The sequence below is a fragment of the Chryseobacterium sp. NFX27 genome (genome assembly GCF_049887855.1).
In the GTDB taxonomy this organism is placed as follows: domain Bacteria; phylum Bacteroidota; class Bacteroidia; order Flavobacteriales; family Weeksellaceae; genus Chryseobacterium.
The window spans coordinates 13,900-33,583 of sequence record NZ_JAGEKK010000008.1; the positions used below are offsets into that span (position 1 = coordinate 13,900).

The window sequence follows — 19,684 nt, forward strand, 5'->3', positions numbered from 1 at the left end:
TTGATCCGTTTATGATTTAGTATACATCTTTTACATATCTGCCGCTCAGTTCCAGCTCTTCCAGGTAATTCCGGGCTTCTTCCAAACTTTGTTTCCCTTTATCCTGAATGATGTTCAGAATGGTTTTTTCAACATCTTTACTCATGGGATCCCTGGTTCCGCATACATAAAGTGATGCTCCGCTTTCCAGCCAGTGATAAACCTCCTGTGCTTTTTGCTCCAGCCTGTGCTGAACGTATATTTTTTCGTCAGTATCTCTTGAAAAAGCAAGGTCCAGATGAGTTAATGTTCCGGTTTTCAGAAAGTCCTGAATTTCTGCCTGATAAAGAAAATCTGAAACAAAAGTCCGGTCTCCGAAAAAGAGCCAGTTTCTTCCTTCCGCTCCAATGGCATCGCGCTCGTACAGAAAAGATCTGAAAGGCGCAATTCCTGTTCCCGGGCCAATCATAATGACGTCTTTATCCGGTTGGGGTAGTCTGAAATGCTTGGCTTCCTGAATATAGAATTCAAGATCTTCTCCTTCCTTAAATTCAGCAAGGAAACTGCTGCAGAGTCCATTCTGCTTTTTATCATTAATAAAAAACTCAGATTTTGTTACTGTAATGTGGATTTCGGTATTCCCATGAGCTTCCAGCGATGAAGAAATGGAATACAAACGCGGAGACTGTCCGGTTAAAACCTTAAGTACCTGTTCAAAATCCTCTGCATTTTTCACCGGATAGATCCGCAGCAGATCAAGAAGGCTTAATCTTACTTCAGGAATATGCTGTCCTGTGATTTCTGCATATTGAGCCACTGTACTTTTAAGCAGATAACTGATATTAAGATGTTTGTAAAGAAGTTCTTCTGCAACGGCTGTAATTTTTGCTGTTTTAATCTGTTTCTGAGGATCAATTCCGGTCAGGGTAATAATTTCCTCAACTTCTTCTTTCGGGTTAAAGGCTATAACACCCAATGCATCACCCGGACTGTAGATTAAAGGTTCTTCCGTCTCTATTTCAATATGATAGGTTTCTTTATCAGATCCTATATCATTTAAATTGATGATTGTTGAAATTTTTCCCCGGTATTTCTTTCTTCCTGCCGATATTTTTGACGTGGCTGTATTTTTCCGGCTGCTTTCCTTTGTTTTATTAGCCACATCAAGAATATGTTCCGCCCAGACATGAGCTTCCTGTTCATAATCGATATCACATTTTTTCAGAGGAAGAATCCGCTGTGCTCCCAGTACTTCAAAACGGGAATCGATATCTTCGCCTGTTTTGCAGAACAACGGATAGCTGCTGTCTCCCAGAGCAAGGACTCCGAATTTCAAATTACTGATGTTCAAGTCATTTTCATGAATATGATCATAAAACTTCTTCGCAAGAATGGGTGGCTCACCTTCTCCCTGGGTGCTGATAATGATAAAGAAAAGGTCTTCTTTAGCAAGATCTTTAGGCTTATACTGGGAAAGATCTGCCAGCTTTACCTGAATGCCTTTTTTCTTGATGATACCGGCAAGTTCTACCGCAAGTTTCTTACTGTTTCCGGTTTCAGTACCATAGGTAAGGGTAATTTTCTTTGCTGAAGACGTTTCCGCATGAATAGCCGAAGGAAGGAGTTCCTGCACGACCGATGATCCTGCAAGGCCTGCCAGAAAACCGCTGGCCCAGACGGCTTCATCTCTGGAAAAATCGACGGATATTTCTTTAAGCGCTTTTAGTTTAGTTTCAGACAGCATATTCGAATAGATTTTGATGATTTGACACTAAGGTTCCGTTCGTTACAGATTTAAAATAAATCCCTTCCTGTATAGGTAATTTCAGCCACGAAAACTCTTCATGCAGATTAACCACTTTTCCTATCACGACCAATGATGGCGATACAAAGTCTTTACTGCCCAATTTTGTGTGAAAATCTTCTATAGATGAGGTATATACTTTCTGATAAGGTGTGGTAGCCTGTTCAATGACCGCTATTTTTTTGCCATCGGTCTTGCCTAATGCCAAAAATTTCTCTATCAATCCATTAAGGTTTCCTTTAGACATATAAAAGACAAGGGTATCTTCTGATGTTCCCAATTCTTTCCAGTATTCATCACTGAGAATTTCTGTTTTATAATAGGTAAGGAAACGGACTGATGTGGCATATCCCCTTGCCGTTAAAGGTATTCCGGCATAGGCGGCGGCTCCTGAAGCTGCTGTAATTCCCGGTATAATTTCAAATGTGATATGATGTTCTTTAAGAGCTTTCAATTCGTCCAGTACATTGGAAAAAAAGGAGATATCCCCACCTTTAAGCCTTACCACGGTTTTTCCCCGGGAAGCATGGTCAACAATTAATGTATTGATGCGGGACTGTGGTGTAGAGGCATTCTTACTGCATTCTTTTCCAACATATATAATTTCGCTGTTTTTATTGGCGTAACGGCTTATTATTTCAGGACTTACCAGACGGTCACATAGGATAACATCGGCAGCAGCAATGGCTTTTACCGCTTTTACCGTGATCAGATCAGGGTCGCCGGGTCCTGCACCGACAAGGAAAACCTGTGGTGAATTACTATTTTGTTTCATTTTTAATTTCTTTATTAGGGGTGGCTAGAACAGTCCTTCAACGGAAAGGTACCTTTCACCTGTATCATAGTTGACCGTTAGAATGGTAGATCCTTCGGGAATTTCAGGCAGTTTCTTCGCTACTGCAGCTAAAGCAGCTCCTGTGGAAATTCCAACGAAAAGGCCTTCTTTTTTAGCAGCATTTTTTGTGTATTCAAAAGCTTCGTCTTTATTGATCTGAACAATTTCATCCAGTAGAGCTGTATCAAGTATGGAAGGGATGAATCCGGCACCCAGACCCTGTAAAGGATGTGGAGCGGGAGTACCTCCGCTGAGTACGGGAGACAGCTCGGGCTCAACAGCAATTACTTTGATATTGGGAAGCTCCTGCTTAAGGACCTGTGCAATTCCTGTGATATGTCCTCCGGTTCCAACTCCGGTGATCAGGTAGTCTAATCCATCCGGAAAGTCTTCCAGAATTTCCCGGGCAGTGGTTTCAACGTGCACTTTCACATTAGCCGGATTATCAAACTGTCTCGGGATCCATGAATTTGGGGTTTCTTTTGCCAGTTCTTCAGCTTTTTCAATAGCGCCTTTCATTCCTTTTTCTCTGGGAGTCAGAACGAATTCTGCTCCATATGATTCCATAATTTTACGGCGTTCCAAACTCATACTTTCGGGCATCACGAGAATCAGCTTATAGTTTTTTACAGCGGCTACCAGGGCAAGGCCAATTCCAGTATTCCCGCTTGTAGGTTCTATAATTACACTGTCTTTATTTAAAATACCTTTAGATTCGGCCTCTTCAATCATGGATAAAGCGATTCTGTCTTTGATGCTTCCGCCAGGATTAGCCTTTTCCAGCTTGATCCAGACATCATGCCCGGCACCGAAAAGTTTATTAATTTTTACAACCGGGGTATTACCGATGGTTTCTAATGCGTTTTGGAACTTCATACCGATTCAGTTTTATGTTGTTTTTTGCTGTTTAAATTACAAATGTTAAAGATTCAGGAAGAGGTCCGTTATCTTTTATTTTTATTTCACTTTTATTATAGACCAGGGAACTGGAGGGTACATTTTGGGTGATCCATACATTTCCTCCAATGATACTGTCTCTGCCAATGGTTGTGTCTCCTCCTAAAATGGTTGCCCCTGAATAAATGATCACGTGATCTTCAATATTGGGGTGTCTTTTCTCATTGGCCTTATCTTTTGAAACATGTAAAGCTCCCAGTGTTACTCCCTGATATAGTTTCACATGATTGCCAATAACTGTTGTTTCTCCGATCACGATCCCTGTTCCGTGGTCGATAAAGAAATGTTCGCCAATGACGGCACCCGGATGAATATCTATTCCCGTCCTGCTGTGTGCATATTCTGAGATGACGCGCGGCAAAATCTTTATTTCCTGAATCCAGAGCTGATGCGAAATTCTATAGACATAGGTTGCAAAAAAGCCCGGATATGAAAGCAGAATTTCCTCTAAAGATTCTGTAGCAGGATCAAATTCCAGTATAGATTCTGCATCGAGAATCAATTTATCATAGATATCAGGCAGGGCCATAAAAAAAGCATTGGTCTGATTTTCAGAGGAAACCTGGTCGGTCACGGTACTTTCTAATAGATCAAAAAGAAGTTTACCCAGCTTTTCAAAATCATTATAAAGCTGATCATCCGTGTTGATCTGTTTGGGAAGAAACATAAGATTGTACAGCTCTGTGACAAAATCTTCCATTTTTTTATAATCAAAGAACCGGGTGGAACTGATCTGCTTTTTTTCAAGGATTTTCTTAATAAAAGGATCTGATATCTTCATTTCTACTGAATTATACAGGCCGCAACGGTAGCATTGGATGTTTCATCTACCAAAATGGCGGATCCTGTTTTTTTATTACTTATAAAATCATCAAACACCAAGGGCTGTGCTGTCCGTATCGTTACTTTAGCAATTTCGTTGAGCTGTATATCTTCTTCAGCGGTTTCTTTTTCCAGCGTATTGACGTTGATCTTGTAATCGACCTGTTTTATCACAGCTTTTAATTGTCTGCTGTGATGTTGCAGCAGATATTTATTACCCGGCTGCAGGGCTTTATGATCAAGCCAGCACAGTAATACTTCTATTTCTTTTTCAACATTGGGAAGTTCTTCTGCCGAGGTAAAGAAATCGCCTCTGCTTACATCTATATCTTCTTTAATCTGAATTACAACAGGCTGTCCTTCAAACGCTTCCTGCACCTCAGCGCCATTCACCTCTATTGCAGAAATTTCTGTGATGATACCTGCCGGAAGTATGGCTATTTTATGACCTTTCTGAAAGCTTCCGCTTACGATTTGTCCGGCATAACCACGGTAATCATGTAATTCTTCGGTCTGCGGACGGATAACATACTGCACCTGAAAACGGCTGCCATTGTTCTGTACCTGATCAAGCTGTACTTCTTCCAGGTATTCAAGAAGAGAGCTTCCTTTATACCAGTCCGTAACAGGAGATAAGGAAACAATATTATCCCCTTTCAATGCAGAAATCGGAAAATAGGTAACATCATTTAAGCCCAGCTCTTCTGCGATCTTAGAATAATCAGCTTTTATAGTTTCAAAAACATCTTCCGAATAATCCACCATGTCCATTTTGTTGATGGCGACAGCTACCTTTTTCAGTTTTAGCAATGAAGCTATAATGGAGTGTCTCCTCGTCTGCTCAATAACTCCTTTACGGGCATCTATGAGAATGACCATGAGATCCGAATTAGAAGCTCCGGTAATCATATTGCGGGTATACTGAACATGTCCCGGAGCATCTGCAATAATAAATTTTCTTTTTGATGTCGAAAAATATCGGTAAGCGACATCAATGGTGATCCCCTGCTCTCTTTCAGCACGGAGCCCATCCGTTAAAAGAGCAAGATCTACCCCATCATCGTTTTTGTTTTTTGAATGTTTTTCAAGTACTTCCAGCTGGTCCTGTAAAATACTCTTGCTATCGTAAAGCAGTCTTCCGATGAGGGTGCTTTTACCGTCATCTACGCTTCCTGCTGTTATTAATCTTAATATATCCACGATTTTTTATTTATAAGTGATAAATGATAAGTAATGAGTGATTGTTATGTGTAATAGTGCCTGTTCATTGATTGCTTATTCATTATCTATTAGAAATAACCTCCTTTTTTACGGTCTTCCATGGCCGCTTCAGTAACCCGGTCGTCAATCCTTGTTTCTCCTCTTTCTGAAATTCTGGTGGCTACAATTTCTTCAATTACCCGGTCAACGGTTGCCGCTTCAGATTCTACGGCAGCCGTACAGGTCATATCTCCCACAGTTCGGTAGCGGATCCGTTTTGTTGTTACAATATCACTTTCTTCCAATACGGCAAATTCAGAATTAGCAATCCACTGTCCGTTAAGGTCTACTACTTCTCTTTCATGCGAAAAGTAAATGGACGGCAGATCTATATGCTCTCTTCGGATATAGTTCCAGACATCGAGCTCCGTCCAGTTGCTTATCGGGAAAACCCTTACATTTTCACCTTTATGAATTTTTCCATTGAAAATATTCCACAGCTCCGGTCTTTGAAGTTTCGGGTCCCATTGTCCGAATTCATCCCGGACAGAAAATATTCTTTCTTTTGCACGCGCTTTTTCTTCATCTCTCCTTGCTCCCCCGATGCATGAATCGAATTCAAATTCTTCAATTACATCAAGCAGGGTAAAGGTTTGCAGCCAGTTACGGCTCGGGAATTTACCTTTCGGTTCTGTCAGTTTCCTTTTCTGAATTGTGTCCTCTACTTTCCGTACAACCAGATCCACATTCAGCTCTTCAGCCAGCTGATCTCTGAAATCTAAGACTTCCTGAAAATTGTGTCCGGTATCAACATGAACGAATGTAAATGGAATCTTTCCGTGGGGAAATGCTTTTGCTGCCAGATGAGCCAGAACAATACTGTCTTTTCCACCACTGAACAGTAAAGCCGGGCGTTCAAACTGCCCCGCAACCTCTCTGAGGATATAAATGGACTCGGATTCCAGCTGATCTAAATAATTTAACTGATATAATGACATAGTATATTTTTTATTGATGAACATGTAAACCGCATTCTTTCTTATCGGCATCTTCCCACCACCACCGGCCGGCTCTGAAATCTTCGCCTTCTTTAATAGCTCTGGTACAGGGCTCACATCCTATACTTACAAATCCTTTTTTGTGAAGCTGGTTATATGGTAGGTGATGTTTTTTTACATAGTCTGCCACCTGTTCCGTAGTCCAGTGAAGGATAGGATGAAATTTAATGATCTGATGATCCGGATCCCACTCCAGTTGCGGCATTTCTTTCCTGCCTGCGGAATGCTCAGACCTTAAGCCTGTAATCCAGATCTTATATCCCTGAAGGGCCTTTTTCAGAGGCTGAACTTTTCGGATATTACAGCAGACTTTTCTATTTTCCACAGACTGGTAAAAAGAATCCGGTCCGTTTTCCGAGACAAATTTCTGCAGGGCTTCCGGATCCGGATAATAGGCTTTGATGTTCTTTTTGAAAAAAGCCCTGGATAAGGTCCAGGTTTCATAAGTCTGTTCAAAAAGTCTTCCCGTATCGAGCGTGAAAATATCAATATCCAGGTTCTTTATCAGATGACTCACAACCTGATCTTCATAGCTGAAGCTGGTAGAGAATATCACTTCTCCCGGAAATTTTTCTGCCAGAATCTGCAAAAAATCGGCATTAAAAACACCTGTAGAGGCATTTTCGAGGAGATTATTGAATTCTATTTTCAGAGCGTTTTCCATTTTTAATTGAAATTAACTTCTGCAAATATATATAAATCCTATTTATCCTACCAAATTAGTAGGATATAAAAATTAAAAAAAATTTCAGCTGTTTTTTATAAAGGAAGTAAGGGTAGCTTCCATCATGCTTTTTCTGGTTTTTTCTCTTACTATGATCAATTCATTTCTAAGATAGCAAGTTGCCTCATCAACACAGTCGTCACAAGGCTCATAAAAGTTTAGTGAAATACAGGGAGTTAAGGCAATCGGCCCTTCAAAAATACGGTAGATATCTGCCAAGGAGATTTCATCAGGAGATTTCAGGAGGTAATAGCCTCCCATAGTTCCCTGTTTGCTGTTGACCAGCTTGGCTCTTTTGAGCTCGAGAAGAATCTGTTCTAAAAATTTTTTGGAAATATTCTCATCCTGTGCAATAATAGCCGTTGACAAAAACCCCTGGTTGTAGTTTCTTGCCAATCTTACCATTGCTTTCAATGCATATTTGCAGCGTTTGGACATCATAATTGATGCAAGTTATGATAATTTATTTGATTATCGAAATCACCGCTGGAATTGAAAAACTGAATCTATATTGTGCTTTGAAATATGCCAGAAAGATGGTCCAAATTTCAGATTTGAAAAATTTACATTGTATATTTGTTGGAAATTTATGATCGATGAGTATAATAGAATTCAACCCATTGTGGAAAGAGAAATTACTGAACCGTTTTCTCGCTTATGTAAAAATATATTCAACCAGTGATGCAGAAAGCGAAACAACTCCTTCTACTCTCCGACAGTGGGACATTGCAAAATATATTACTGAGGAACTGAGAACCATTGGTCTGGAAGATGTTTCTCTTGATGATAACGGTTATATTATGGGGTATATTCCTTCTAACCTGGAAGATGATAACAGACCTACCATTGGTTTTATTTCACATTATGACACGTCACCGGATTTCAGTGGTGAAAATGTAAAACCACAGATTTGGGAAAACTATGACGGAAGTGATCTTGTTCTGAACCAGACTACAGGATTTACCCTGTCTGCTTCAAAATTTGAAAGCTTAAAAAAATATATCGGACAAACACTGATCACTACTGACGGAAATACACTTTTGGGAGCTGATGACAAAGCTGGCTGTGCAGAAATTGTAACGGCTGCGGAATATCTTATTGCTCATCCGGAAATTAAGCACGGAAGAGTTGCGGTAGGATTTACCCCTGATGAAGAGATTGGAAGAGGTGCACATAAATTTGATGTAGCTAAATTCGGTGCAGAATGGGCCTATACCATGGATGGAAGTGAAGTAGGAGAATTAGAATACGAAAATTTCAATGCTGCAGGAGCTGTAGTGAAAATCCACGGATTGAGTGTTCATCCGGGTTATGCATATGGAAAAATGGTGAATGCAGGTCTTTTAGCCGCTGAATTTATTCAGATGCTTCCAGCGAATGAAACTCCGGCCACGACTAAAGGTTTTGATGGATTCTATCATTTAATGGATATTACGGCTGATATTTCTGAGGCTAAGCTTCAATACATCATTCGTGATCATGATGAGGAAAAATATGAAGCCAGAAAAAAATTCATGGAGGAAAAAGTAGCTGAATTCAATCAGAAATATGGTGAGGGCACTGCTGAAGTGGAAATAAAAGAGCAGTACAGAAACATGAAGCAGCAGTTCGAAGGAAAAATGCATATTATCGATCTTGCAGCAAAAGCCATGAAAGAAGCGAATATTGAGCCTAAAATCAAAGCAATCCGAGGCGGAACAGATGGAGCTCAGCTATCCTATATGGGACTTCCGTGTCCGAATATTTTCGCAGGCGGAATGAACTTCCATGGACCGTATGAATATGTTGCCCTTGAAAGTATGGAAAAAGCGACTGAGGTGATCATTAATATTGTAAAAGCTTAATAGATTATGAAAAGACTCTTAGCATTAGTATTCATTATATCTTTTGTTTTCAGCCAGGCCCAGATCTCTGCATTTGATAAAGCCGATTCCCGCTATGAAAGAAAGAAAAAGGCTCTGTACAAGAAATATCCTAAGCCTAATGATTTAAAAACTAAGCAGGAGTGGCTTCTTACGGAGGAGAAAATAACGGCATATAAAAATGCTTTAGAGAAAATTTCTGAGGAGGAAAAGAAAATGATAACTGAAGTTCCACCTCCTATGGCTCTTAAGATTACTAAAGAAGCAGAATATGAAACCGGAAAGGCTTCGTTCCAAAAGCTTTTAAATGAAGCTGTTGATCTTTCTTTCCTGAATTTTGCCGTGAATCCTTATAGAATAACTTTAAAATTCACTTTAGACTCTAAAGGGAATATATATAATGTAAAAGTGAGGGGTAATAATGAAGATGTAAATGCATTTATAGAAGCAGGCTTTTACCGTATCAAGGATAAGGGCAAATGGAAGCCCGCAGAATCGAATGGCCGGCCGGTACTTTCTGTTGTAAACCTTCCTTTACAATTAAATTTCAGTAAATAATAATAAGCCCGCTGCCTAGACAGCGGGCTTATTATTTTCATACAATTCAAAAATATCCTTTATAAATTTTTGTTTCATTATTTATTGATAAAAAAATAAAATGTTTTTTGATTATATTTACTTTAACATCAAACTTTTAACTTTTAAAATCAATTTATTATGAGAAAAATGAAAAAACTTTTGAGAAAGGATCTGTCAACGATTCTTGGTTCCGGGATAAGCGGATGTCATATGAACGGCGATTCTGCGTACTGCTGGACAGACTGTGAATGTGCTTTCGGGAACGGCTGTGAATTATATGATGATGAGAACCCAGGAAGGTGTGTTTCCGTGGGAGGAGGCGGATCTCCAGGGGGCGGTTGCCCTTCAGGCATTATTTGCGAGGAAGAACCTTTTTAACGGACATCCATCGGAAGATAGATCTTCCGATTTTTTATTCTTTTTCAGCTAAAAACAGAGTCTTATCCAAGCATTTCTGCCGTTTATCAAATAAAATTTCATTGTCTTCCACATAGTTGTTGTTTTGCATCAAATTATTACAGCAATTTATGAAACAGCAAATTTTAGCACTAAGCTCACTTTTATTATGTATTACCTGTTCGGTTGAAACCAAAGCACAGCAAACTCCGGCTTTCCACATCGGGATAAAAGGTGGGGCAACCTATACAAAAACCTCTACGGAATCTTCTGCACTGGAAGGAAAATATGGTTTTGGATATCAGGGAGGCATTATGACAAGAATGGATATTGGAAGCCTCTATGTGCAGGGAGAAGCTTTATTCAACAAAAGAAAGACTTCTTACAATTCCAAAGACGGAAGCTCTCCAAAACTGACCTGGAACTCTATTGACATCCCGATAGTAGTGGGTTATAAATTGATCAACACTAAGGATTTTAATGTAAGAGCCTTTGCCGGAGGAGTTTACAGCTATGCATTCAAAAATAATCTTTCAACATCCAAAGCATTGCAGGAAGGCTTTAAAAGCTTTGATAAATCAAACATCGGTATTACGGGAGGTATCGGGGTAGATTATAAAAACTTCACAGCAGATCTCAGATATGAAACAGGACTTACGAGCATCAGTAAGGAGTTTAAATCCAAACCCAACGGCTTTACGCTCGGGATAGGATATTTCTTATTCTAAAAACTTAAAGTACCTTTACCTATTAGAAACTGCGCCCAGCGGTTTCTAATTTTTTATAACCTATGTTATCCTATCCATGACAAAACCTCTAATATTAAGAAAATATTTTTTTGTTACGATTTTCTGGCTCGTTTTTGCTGTTGCGGTATATATTAACTTTCAGGCTACTTCTGACAAAGCTTCAGCCGTATTCCAAACGATTGCTCTTGCCATTACTTCGTTTATCTTTACTCATTTTCTTACAACAAGGCTTCTTCCTAATGCTTTAAGGCTAAAAAAGATGAAGCTATTTCTGATTCAGGCCACCGGAATTATACTTTTACTGAGTTTTATCTATTCCCTGATCTTCACTTATATTGAGATCAATTCAAAGAACCAGCTTCCTGCTGATTTCGTGGATCACCTTCCCTTTTTGTGGAAAGGATTTTATCTGGCTCTTCCGGCCTCTTTTTTGGTTAACGGATCTGTCTGCGGAATCAAATTCTATCAGGAACACGGAAAAATAGAGCGGGACCATATTCTTCTTCAGCAGGCTCATTTAGAAAATCAGCTCAAACTTTTACAGGATCAGATCAATCCCCATGTAGTTTTCAATATTTTGAATCATATTCATATTCTGATGAAAACAGACACCAAACTTGCTGATTATCTGCTTCTTAAATTTTCAGACATTCTCCGTTATCAGCTCTATCACTGCAGCCAGAGTCTTGTACCTCTGGATAAGGATATTGAGCATCTGCAGAACCTGGTAGAAGTTGAAAAGTTAAGATGGGGAAATGAGCTGGAGGTGAATGCAGACTGGAGTACCGGAAATAACAGGTCATTTATTGCTCCTCTCCTTCTGGTTCCATTTATCGAGAATGCATTTAAGTATGTCTGCAGGCTGCCCGGGCATAAGGGTTATGTGAAAATTTCCTGCATAGAGAAGGACGGTTTTCTTTTGTTTTATGCCGAAAACTCTTATTCAGAACCAGCAACCTATAAAAAGAAGGAAGGCTCCGGAGGAATCGGGCTTCAAAATGTACAAAAGCGTTTGAAATTACAGTATCCGAATGCTCACGAACTCACCATTCTGGCAGCCGATAATGTATATAAAGTAACGTTAACCCTACAATTATCTGATAATAATGAGCAGTAATATTCCCAAAATAAAATGCCTGATCACCGATGATGAGCCTCTGGCCAGATTTCACTTAAAAGAGCTGGCAGACCAGATCGATTTTTTATCTGTTGAGGGTACCTGTGCCACAGCACTGGAAGCTGATGCCATAGTAAAGGAAAAGGAAATTGACCTTCTTTTTCTGGATATTAATATGCCTTACTTAAGTGGTCTTGAGTTTCTGGAGCAGCTTGAAAACCCGCCTTTATGCATTCTCACAACCGCCTATTCAGAATATGCGCTGGAAGGCTACCGCCTGCAGGTTGTGGATTATCTTCTGAAGCCCATTGCCTTTAACCGTTTTTATCAGGCCGTGAACAAAGCACAACAACAGTTTATTGTTTCTGAAAAGATCAAGAAGAACTCTCCTTTTGATGATCCTTTTCTGTATGTAAGGCAATCTGATACCTTCATAAAAGTCTCCTGGGTAGATATTCTCTATATTGAAAGTATGCAGAACTATACGAAACTGCACTTTAAAGACAAGTCTCTGGTTATCCATCAAACCATGAAAGCCATTGAAGAATCCCTTCCGTCCGAACATTTTTTCAGGATCCACAAATCTTTCCTGATCAATATTACCCATATCGACATGATCTCAGGCGGACGTCTTTACATTAATAAAACAGAGCTTCCTATTTCCCGTACCCGAAAAGAGGAATTGCTCAATCAGGTGGTGTATAAGAAGCTTATCAGTAAGTAGATTTGGAAAGGAAGAGAGAAGCTGGGAGAGGGAAGTTATTGCTGCCGAAAATTAAATGACGGTCTTTTCTATTTGAATCTACAAGGATACAAATAATCAACAGACTAAAAGCAAATAATTGTTGGGTAGTCACTTCCATCTTCCCTCTATGCTCTTAAGGTAAATTCCACCTCAGCGATACGGCGGCATAAAATGTGCTGGCAAACTTGGGATCTGCCATTTTTTTGTCTTTGAAAATACTTTTGATCTTCCTGTCGTTCTCATTGAAGCTTCTCAACAGGGCTGTTCCTCCTGTAAGACGGAGACTCAGCTTGTCATTCAGTTTGAGTTCGGGCCTGATTCCGGCCGTGATCTGTTGATAACCAAGCAACATAGACTTTCCGTCTTGATTTCTTTCTACCGTCATCCCGCTGAGGTTCACCACAGCCTTCAGGGCAAATGTATCCGAAAACAGGTAGCCAGCCTCCATTCCTTCCGGGAAGTTGATGTTGAATTTAATTTTACCATTTGTTTTCCAGTCGAAATAGATCCACGGCAATATCATAGGAACTCCAAATGCGGTGGTTAGCACAGGCCCTCCACCTAAAGCCAGATTGGGATTGAAATGTCTGATAAATAATATTCCTCCCTGTCCGAGAATATCGTCAGAGCTGATCTGCTCCAGATCTGTATAAACTCCTACTGTAGCTGTCATCATCATGCTCCACTTTTTTCCTAATGGTCTTATATGCTGGATTCCGGCCTGCGCATTCAGCATCTGATCTGGAAACAGCTGCTTTTCATAGTCTTTATGAGCCATCTTTGCATAGGATCCGCTAAGTAAAAGTGACCAGGCTTTTATCTTTCCGCTGCTGTCTTTTTTCACTGACAATGGAATGCTGAGGTTAAGATCTGCCCTTTTAAAGTTAGTTTTGGAATTGGTTTTCACGCTGTCTTCCGGACGTATATAACTGGAAAAGGGTATATATTCAGTTTTAAGCTCTCCTGATATTCCGGATTGTGCGCTGGCCCAATATCCGAGCAGACAGCAGGACGCTGCCAAAAGATTTCTCTTCATAATTTAAATTTTATGCAAAGAGATACTTTTAGAAGGCGGTCACAAAAATTACTTGATTAAGTGCTTGAATGGTATGACCAAACGGAAAAACAGCATGATATACAGAATATTACTTCGCCCAATTTGAGATCAAACCTGTAAGAATTTCATATTACACCCAATCTTTTTTATTCTTAAATGAGCGGTAAGCAAACCAAACTGCAAATAATGCAATGCCTGCACGCAGAATAACCATAGGCATAATAGAATCAGCTTCTAAAAACCCAGCCAGTCCTGAAAGTAAAAATGTAACCATCAGCTGCATAAAGCCCATGATTGCCGCCGCTGTCCCCCGTCCTTCTTTAAAAGGAGACAAAGCATGGGCAGAAGTTATAGGAAAAAGAATTCCTATGGCCAGCAATGACAGGTACAGCATTATAATTTCTAAAGCCACAGAAAGATCAGACGCAGCTATCAAAATATGGAGGCCACAAACCACCAGCAACAGAAGAGTGGCTGCCAGCAAAAGTTTTGTATCACTTACTCTCCTTATTAATTTAGGGGTAAGATATGCTGCCGTTATCAGTGCCAGTGAATTAAACCCAAATATCAGACTGAAAATACCGCTGGAAAATCCATGAAGTTTCATGAATAAAAACGGTGCATTAGAAATATAAATAATCAGAGAAGCGAAAGCAATACTTCCAATCATCGTGCTGTTGATGAATTCTTTATTGGAAATAATTGCTTTTAAATGGTTTTTTAATCCTTTTTCGACTTCGGTAATATCAGGAAGAGATGTTCTTGAATTGGTCTCAGGAACATACTTATAAACCATGAAAAGGGTAATCAGCCCCATTATTCCCAAAAAAGCGAACGAACTGTTCCAGCCCCAGAATTTAAGAAATACACTTCCAAGAAGCGGCGCAACAATGGGAGCAATTCCACTGATCTGTGACTGCTGGGAAAAGATGGCTACAGATTTCTGCCTGTCATAAAGGTCGATAACGATCGCTCTTCCGATCACAATGCCTGCACTTCCACCGAATGCCTGTAGAAAACGCATCGCCCACAGCATAAAAATGTTTTCTGTAAAAAATATGGCTGTAGCTCCTGCAATAAAAAGTAAAAGTCCGCAGTACAGCATGGGCTTACGTCCCGTCCTGTCAGACAAAGGTCCCCAAAGTAACTGTCCGAAAGCAAACCCGGCAAAAAACACAGAAATTGAAATCTGAATATGTCCGATATCGGTTTGAAAAATCTGGGCCATGCTTGGAAAGGCAGGCAGATAAAGATCTATACTTAATGATTCCAGAGTGTTGAGCAGTGCCAGAATAAACACTACAATGCTTAAATTTCTCATAAAACAGGGTATCCGCACAGGGCGGTTTTTTCTTCCGGCAAAATTCCTCCAAAAAACAAGGCTGTTCAATACAGGAAGTGAAGGAAGACCAGCACAAATTGAGGATCACATCTTTCTGTTTGAAATATTTAATATTAAAACAAAATGGAAAGAACTTTATGAAGATCAATCCTTTCCAGCCTTAAACATATCAGGATTCTGGCCAGTATGTTTTTTGAAAAAACGGGAGAAATAAGATGCATCGCTGAACCCCAGTTTAAAAGCAATTTCCTTAATGGTCAAAGCTCCAAAACTAAGTTCTCTTTTGGCTTCGAGCACCAATCGTTGGGCGATCATCTTTTTAACCGTCGTTCCTCTCGAAAGACGGACAATATCATTCAAGTGATGGGTGCTTATTTTTATCTGATCTGCATAGAAGCGGGTATCTCTCTGGATAATATAATATTCTTCGATCAGACTTATCAGCTTCTGAATGCGCTGCCTGTCATTAATTGAAGAATCCTGCCGATTGATTTGCTCTGTGATGATGATACAGAATGCTCTGAGGTAGGTTTTTAATAAATCGACTCTTGATGCACCAATATATTCCTCTTCCATAAGCGAGATAATAGTATTGCATGTTTCTGCGCTTTGGGGACCTAAAGAAAAGGGACACGTTCCGCCTATGAGAATTGTTTCGATATCGCAGGCTTCTTTAAATATCTCCCTGCTCACGGCCAGTACATAGCCTTTTTCACCTCTCAGTTTCATATTGAATACCTGTCCAGGTGCAATAATGCAAATCTGGTTATTTTTAAGGGAGTGACTTTCAAAATCCAGCTCCAAACTGCTGTTTTCCCCGACATGACTGAACCAGATAATCTCAAAGAAATTATGCCTATGAACATCATTAAAATTCTCCGGATGTCCTGTATCAAGAGTCATCAGCTGAAACTGTTGGGAGGTGAGGTGGTGGACGGGGATGTTTTTTTCCGGTGTGGACATTGGTCTGTTTCTTTAATATTATTCAGCTAAACAAAAACCACAGCAAAAAAAGCTGTGGTTTTCTACAATATTCAAATTAAATATAATTCTATTTATTTTTGCTGGCTGTTTAAAAAAGCATCCCAGCCCTGTGCCGTCAGTGGAACAAGCTGATTGGAGCCTCTTGCTACCATATAGTTTCCTTCTTCACTGTCTACCGCATGACCAATGATCGTAAAATCAGGATGGTTTTTGATTTTATCAAAATCATTTGGAGAAATGGTGAACAGCAGTTCATAATCTTCGCCGCCGCTTAATGCAGTCATCACAGGATTAAGATTCATTTCGTCCGCCGTGGAAATCGTGAGACTGTCCATCGGAATCTTCTCTTCATAAAGTCTGAATCCCGCTTTCGACTGGTCAGAAAGATGCAAAATCTCAGAAGCCAGACCGTCAGAAATATCGATCATTGAAGTCGGCTTGATATCCAGTTCTTCCAGAATGGCTTTAACATCTGTTCTTGCTTCAGGTTTAAGCTGTCTTTCAAGGATATAATCATAGCCTTCCATTTCTGGCTGCATATTGGGGTTGGCTAGGAAAACAGCATGTTCTCTTTCAAGAATCTGTAGTCCCATATAAGCACCACCCAAATCTCCGCTTACCACCAGAAGGTCATTCGGTTTTGCCCCGCTTCTTTTTATGATATTCTCCTCATTCTCAATTCCCACAGCGGTAATACTCATGACGAGTCCGGAATTAGAACTTGTGGTATCTCCTCCTATCAGATCAACCTTATATCTTGTACATGCCGCCTGTATACCTGAATAGATCTCTTCCAAAGCTTCCACCGGAAAACGGCTGGAAACAGCCAGAGAAACCAAAATCTGTGTGGGAACAGCATTCATTGCTGCAATATCGCTGAGGTTCACAACAACAGCTTTGTAGCCTAAATGCTTTAAAGGCACGTATCCTAAATTAAAGTGAACTCCTTCTGCAAGTACGTCCGTTGTAAGGACAACTTTCTTATTTCCAGGGTTGATAACCGCCGCATCGTCTCCTACTCCAAGTTCCGTTGATTCGTTGGACAATGGAAAATGTTCTGTCAAATGCTTTATAAGGCCAAATTCTCCTAATTTGGAGATCGGGGTCAGTTCCTGAGATTTATCTTCAAACATATTTTTTTGTATTAATGTCCAGTGTGAAATGTATTGTGACATTCACCATTGAACCGTGAGCTTTAAACCTTGAATTAGTTAAATTCTGCCGGATCCACATTATTGGGCTGGAAAGGAAGCTTTTTAAAGTCTTCCCTGCTCATCACTATGGTTTCAGGGCTTTTGTATTTGTTCATTGCTTCTACCACATCATCCGGCGGAGTGGTCATTTTTCTCAGCATCATGTCTATCCATACGCCCGTAGCCTCTGCAGTGGCACAGTGTACCCCATCCGGCGTATAAAATTTATGGAGAAATCTGTAGATGGAAGAGTCTTCCGAGCATCCGTCGATTTCAAGGCTTACAATTACCGTCTGGTCGGCGTAGATCTCCTTAAAGAAAGAATATCTTTCATGCAGGATTACGGGCCCTATTCCCCATCGGCTCAGCTGGGTTACCCCCATCTTTTCTTTGGTCATAAAAGCCATTCTGGACTGGGCACAGTACTGTACATATGATGAATTGGCTAAGTGCTTGTTGGCATCAAGATCACTCCAGCGTACTTCGAATTTATGGTAAAAAATCATGTAAAAGTTGTTTTTAGTATGATTAAATTATAATCTTCAAAATTACTCAAATAAGATGGTTTATAAAAATTGTACTTTTGAAAAAATAATCTTCAGCATAGGATTACCATTACATGAAACAGATCATCATTATCGGAGGCGGTGCGGCAGGCTTTTTCTGCGCATCGAACCTGGACGAAAAAAAATATAAAATCACCATCCTGGAACAGAACTCGGATGTACTTCAGAAGGTAAAAATCTCAGGCGGCGGTCGCTGCAATGTCACGCATGCCTGTTTTGACCCCCGGGAACTGGTTCAGTTTTATCCGAGAGGAAATAAGGAACTGCTGAGCGTTTTTACTAAATTTCAGCCGGGAGACACTATGGAATGGTTTGATCAGCGCAGCGTTCCTTTGAAAATTGAGAGTGATAACCGGGTATTTCCGGAAAGCAATTCTTCACAGACCATTATCAATACTTTACTGAATGAAATTCAGAATAAAAAGGTAGAGGTCAAAACAAAATGTTCCGTTAAAGAAATTGTAAAGCAGGATGAAAAGTATCTTGTTAAGACCAGTTTAGGTGATTTTCAGGCAGATTATATCGTTTATACAACAGGAAGTTCACCAAAATCTCTGAAGATCGTTGAAAATCTGGGTCATAAGATCGTGGATCTCGTTCCGTCGCTTTTTACCTTCAATATTAAAGATGAGCTGCTACAGGATATTCCGGGAACCAGCTTTGAAAATGCTGAAATCTCAATTCCTTCCTTAAAAACTGAAGAGAGCGGACCTCTACTGATCACGCATTGGGGGCTTTCGGGACCTGCGGTTCTGAAAATTTCTGCATGGGAAGCGATAAACCTCGCGAAAGTAAAGTATCAATTTGAAATTGAGGTAAATTTTATTTCAAAACCTATGGATGATGCTGAAGAAAGTTTCCAGAGTTTTAAACAGTCAAATCCTAAGAAAACGATCGGACAGGCTAAGATATTTGATATTACCAACCGGTTCTGGCAGAAAATATTAACCGTTTCACAGGTTGATCTTAATAAGCAGATCTCCAATATTTCAGGAAAAGAAATGCACAAGATTCTTGAAAATCTCTGCAGCAAAAAAATGAAAGTAAGTGGAAAATCTACTTTTAAAGACGAGTTTGTAACTGCAGGAGGTATTGATTTAAAGGAAATTAACTTTAAAAACATGTCCTCCAAACTACTTCCTAATTTTCACATTGCAGGAGAAGTCCTGAACATTGATGCAGTGACGGGAGGTTTTAATTTCCAGGCGTGCTGGAGTGAAGGATGGCTTATTGCACAGGATCTCAACGGATTGTAAAAAAGTATTATTTTTACTGTAAACTATAAACATGAAAAAAATCTTAATATTCATTTTACTCCTAGGAGGGCAATTTGCTTTTTGTCAAGCACAGGAAACTCAAGCACAACCTGTAGAAGATCGTTCAACAGCTCAGTATAATCCTGCAGACGATAAATTTGAATCATATCCTGGAGGGATGATGAAATTTCGAAAAGATCTTGCTGACAAAATAAATTTAACCCGGATAAAGGATATAAATTTGAAAAAAGGAACACTCTTTTCGAAAGCAAAAATTATAGTTAAAGCCAATGGCAGAATAGAAAATATTCTAGTAACAGGAGATGATCCCGATTTCAATAAGGAAGTAGAAAGAGCAATCAAATCTCTAAAAACTAAATTGAAACCGGCAGAACACAATGGAGTACCTGTCCGTTCATATTATTCGGTTCCTTTTACCTTAACAATGAATAATTAAAG

At 39.7% G+C, this 19,684-nt stretch carries 21 protein-coding genes; 8 read left to right on the plus strand and 13 right to left on the minus strand.

Annotated features, from left to right (window positions below; genetic code table 11):
- Positions 1 to 16: 16 nt before the first annotated feature.
- The 8 genes from J4Q03_RS10490 to J4Q03_RS10525 form a co-directional block, all read right to left on the minus strand.
- Complete coding sequence (locus J4Q03_RS10490; protein WP_426048131.1) at positions 17 to 1,723, minus strand: diflavin oxidoreductase; 1,707 nt, start codon at positions 1,721 to 1,723, stop codon at positions 17 to 19.
- Positions 1,713 to 2,558 carry a uroporphyrinogen-III C-methyltransferase gene (gene cobA / locus J4Q03_RS10495; protein WP_426048132.1) on the minus strand — a complete coding sequence of 282 codons (846 nt, stop codon included), beginning with the start codon at positions 2,556 to 2,558 and terminating at the stop codon, positions 1,713 to 1,715. The genes J4Q03_RS10490 and cobA overlap by 11 nt, the downstream gene beginning before the upstream one ends.
- A gap of 24 nt (positions 2,559 to 2,582) precedes the next feature.
- Entirely contained in the window at positions 2,583 to 3,494 is a 912-nt protein-coding gene (gene cysK, locus J4Q03_RS10500) for a cysteine synthase A (RefSeq protein ID WP_426048133.1), read from the minus strand.
- A gap of 31 nt (positions 3,495 to 3,525) precedes the next feature.
- Positions 3,526 to 4,356 carry a serine O-acetyltransferase EpsC gene (gene epsC / locus J4Q03_RS10505; RefSeq protein ID WP_426048134.1) on the minus strand — a complete coding sequence of 277 codons (831 nt, stop codon included), beginning with the start codon at positions 4,354 to 4,356 and terminating at the stop codon, positions 3,526 to 3,528.
- Between the two features lie 2 nt (positions 4,357 to 4,358).
- A complete protein-coding gene (locus J4Q03_RS10510; protein ID WP_426048135.1) occupies positions 4,359 to 5,597 on the minus strand; it encodes a sulfate adenylyltransferase subunit 1 in 1,239 nt (412 codons plus the stop codon).
- Positions 5,598 to 5,686: 89 nt separating this feature from the next.
- Positions 5,687 to 6,595: a sulfate adenylyltransferase subunit CysD gene (cysD, locus tag J4Q03_RS10515; RefSeq protein WP_426048136.1), complete on the minus strand. Its 909-nt coding sequence runs from the start codon at positions 6,593 to 6,595 to the stop codon at positions 5,687 to 5,689.
- Positions 6,596 to 6,605: 10 nt separating this feature from the next.
- Complete coding sequence (locus tag J4Q03_RS10520; protein ID WP_426048137.1) at positions 6,606 to 7,319, minus strand: phosphoadenylyl-sulfate reductase; 714 nt, start codon at positions 7,317 to 7,319, stop codon at positions 6,606 to 6,608.
- 84 nt (positions 7,320 to 7,403) lie between these two features.
- Positions 7,404 to 7,820 carry an RrF2 family transcriptional regulator gene (locus tag J4Q03_RS10525; RefSeq protein WP_426048138.1) on the minus strand — a complete coding sequence of 139 codons (417 nt, stop codon included), beginning with the start codon at positions 7,818 to 7,820 and terminating at the stop codon, positions 7,404 to 7,406.
- Positions 7,821 to 7,975: 155 nt separating this feature from the next.
- On the opposite strand from J4Q03_RS10525, the gene pepT reads away from it, so the two are divergent.
- From pepT to J4Q03_RS10555, 6 genes are all read left to right on the plus strand, one after another.
- The gene (gene pepT, locus J4Q03_RS10530; protein WP_426048139.1) at positions 7,976 to 9,223 is read left to right on the plus strand and encodes a peptidase T; all 1,248 of its coding nucleotides are present in this window, start codon (positions 7,976 to 7,978) and stop codon (positions 9,221 to 9,223) included.
- A gap of 6 nt (positions 9,224 to 9,229) precedes the next feature.
- Entirely contained in the window at positions 9,230 to 9,799 is a 570-nt protein-coding gene (locus J4Q03_RS10535) for a hypothetical protein (protein WP_426048140.1), read from the plus strand.
- Between the two features lie 159 nt (positions 9,800 to 9,958).
- Complete coding sequence (locus J4Q03_RS10540) at positions 9,959 to 10,198, plus strand: hypothetical protein (protein WP_426048141.1); 240 nt, start codon at positions 9,959 to 9,961, stop codon at positions 10,196 to 10,198.
- Positions 10,199 to 10,347: 149 nt separating this feature from the next.
- Positions 10,348 to 10,944 (plus strand): porin family protein, encoded by a 597-nt coding sequence (locus J4Q03_RS10545; protein ID WP_426048142.1) that lies wholly within the window; start codon positions 10,348 to 10,350, stop codon positions 10,942 to 10,944.
- 76 nt (positions 10,945 to 11,020) lie between these two features.
- Positions 11,021 to 12,082: a sensor histidine kinase gene (locus J4Q03_RS10550; protein ID WP_426048143.1), complete on the plus strand. Its 1,062-nt coding sequence runs from the start codon at positions 11,021 to 11,023 to the stop codon at positions 12,080 to 12,082.
- Entirely contained in the window at positions 12,072 to 12,806 is a 735-nt protein-coding gene (locus J4Q03_RS10555) for a LytR/AlgR family response regulator transcription factor (RefSeq protein ID WP_426048144.1), read from the plus strand. Before J4Q03_RS10550 ends, J4Q03_RS10555 begins: the two co-directional genes overlap by 11 nt.
- A gap of 154 nt (positions 12,807 to 12,960) precedes the next feature.
- Here J4Q03_RS10555 and J4Q03_RS10560 read toward each other — a convergent pair whose 3' ends face one another.
- The 5 genes from J4Q03_RS10560 to J4Q03_RS10580 form a co-directional block, all read right to left on the minus strand.
- On the minus strand, positions 12,961 to 13,863 hold the full coding sequence (locus J4Q03_RS10560) for a DUF6268 family outer membrane beta-barrel protein (protein ID WP_426048145.1): 903 nt from the start codon (positions 13,861 to 13,863) through the stop codon (positions 12,961 to 12,963).
- A 151-nt stretch (positions 13,864 to 14,014) separates the two neighbouring features.
- Positions 14,015 to 15,205, minus strand: a complete 1,191-nt coding sequence (locus J4Q03_RS10565; RefSeq protein WP_426048146.1) for a multidrug effflux MFS transporter — start codon at positions 15,203 to 15,205, stop codon at positions 14,015 to 14,017.
- Between the two features lie 165 nt (positions 15,206 to 15,370).
- Positions 15,371 to 16,189 (minus strand): helix-turn-helix domain-containing protein, encoded by an 819-nt coding sequence (locus J4Q03_RS10570; RefSeq protein WP_426048147.1) that lies wholly within the window; start codon positions 16,187 to 16,189, stop codon positions 15,371 to 15,373.
- A 92-nt stretch (positions 16,190 to 16,281) separates the two neighbouring features.
- Positions 16,282 to 17,343 (minus strand): thiamine-phosphate kinase, encoded by a 1,062-nt coding sequence (thiL, locus tag J4Q03_RS10575; RefSeq protein WP_426048148.1) that lies wholly within the window; start codon positions 17,341 to 17,343, stop codon positions 16,282 to 16,284.
- Positions 17,344 to 17,417: 74 nt separating this feature from the next.
- Complete coding sequence (locus J4Q03_RS10580) at positions 17,418 to 17,909, minus strand: acyl-CoA thioesterase (RefSeq protein ID WP_426048149.1); 492 nt, start codon at positions 17,907 to 17,909, stop codon at positions 17,418 to 17,420.
- 113 nt (positions 17,910 to 18,022) lie between these two features.
- On the opposite strand from J4Q03_RS10580, the gene J4Q03_RS10585 reads away from it, so the two are divergent.
- Both J4Q03_RS10585 and J4Q03_RS10590 read left to right on the plus strand, forming a co-directional pair.
- Positions 18,023 to 19,225: an NAD(P)/FAD-dependent oxidoreductase gene (locus J4Q03_RS10585; RefSeq protein WP_426048150.1), complete on the plus strand. Its 1,203-nt coding sequence runs from the start codon at positions 18,023 to 18,025 to the stop codon at positions 19,223 to 19,225.
- A 31-nt stretch (positions 19,226 to 19,256) separates the two neighbouring features.
- Positions 19,257 to 19,682 carry an energy transducer TonB gene (locus J4Q03_RS10590; protein ID WP_426048151.1) on the plus strand — a complete coding sequence of 142 codons (426 nt, stop codon included), beginning with the start codon at positions 19,257 to 19,259 and terminating at the stop codon, positions 19,680 to 19,682.
- The last annotated feature ends 2 nt before the right edge of the window (positions 19,683 to 19,684 follow it).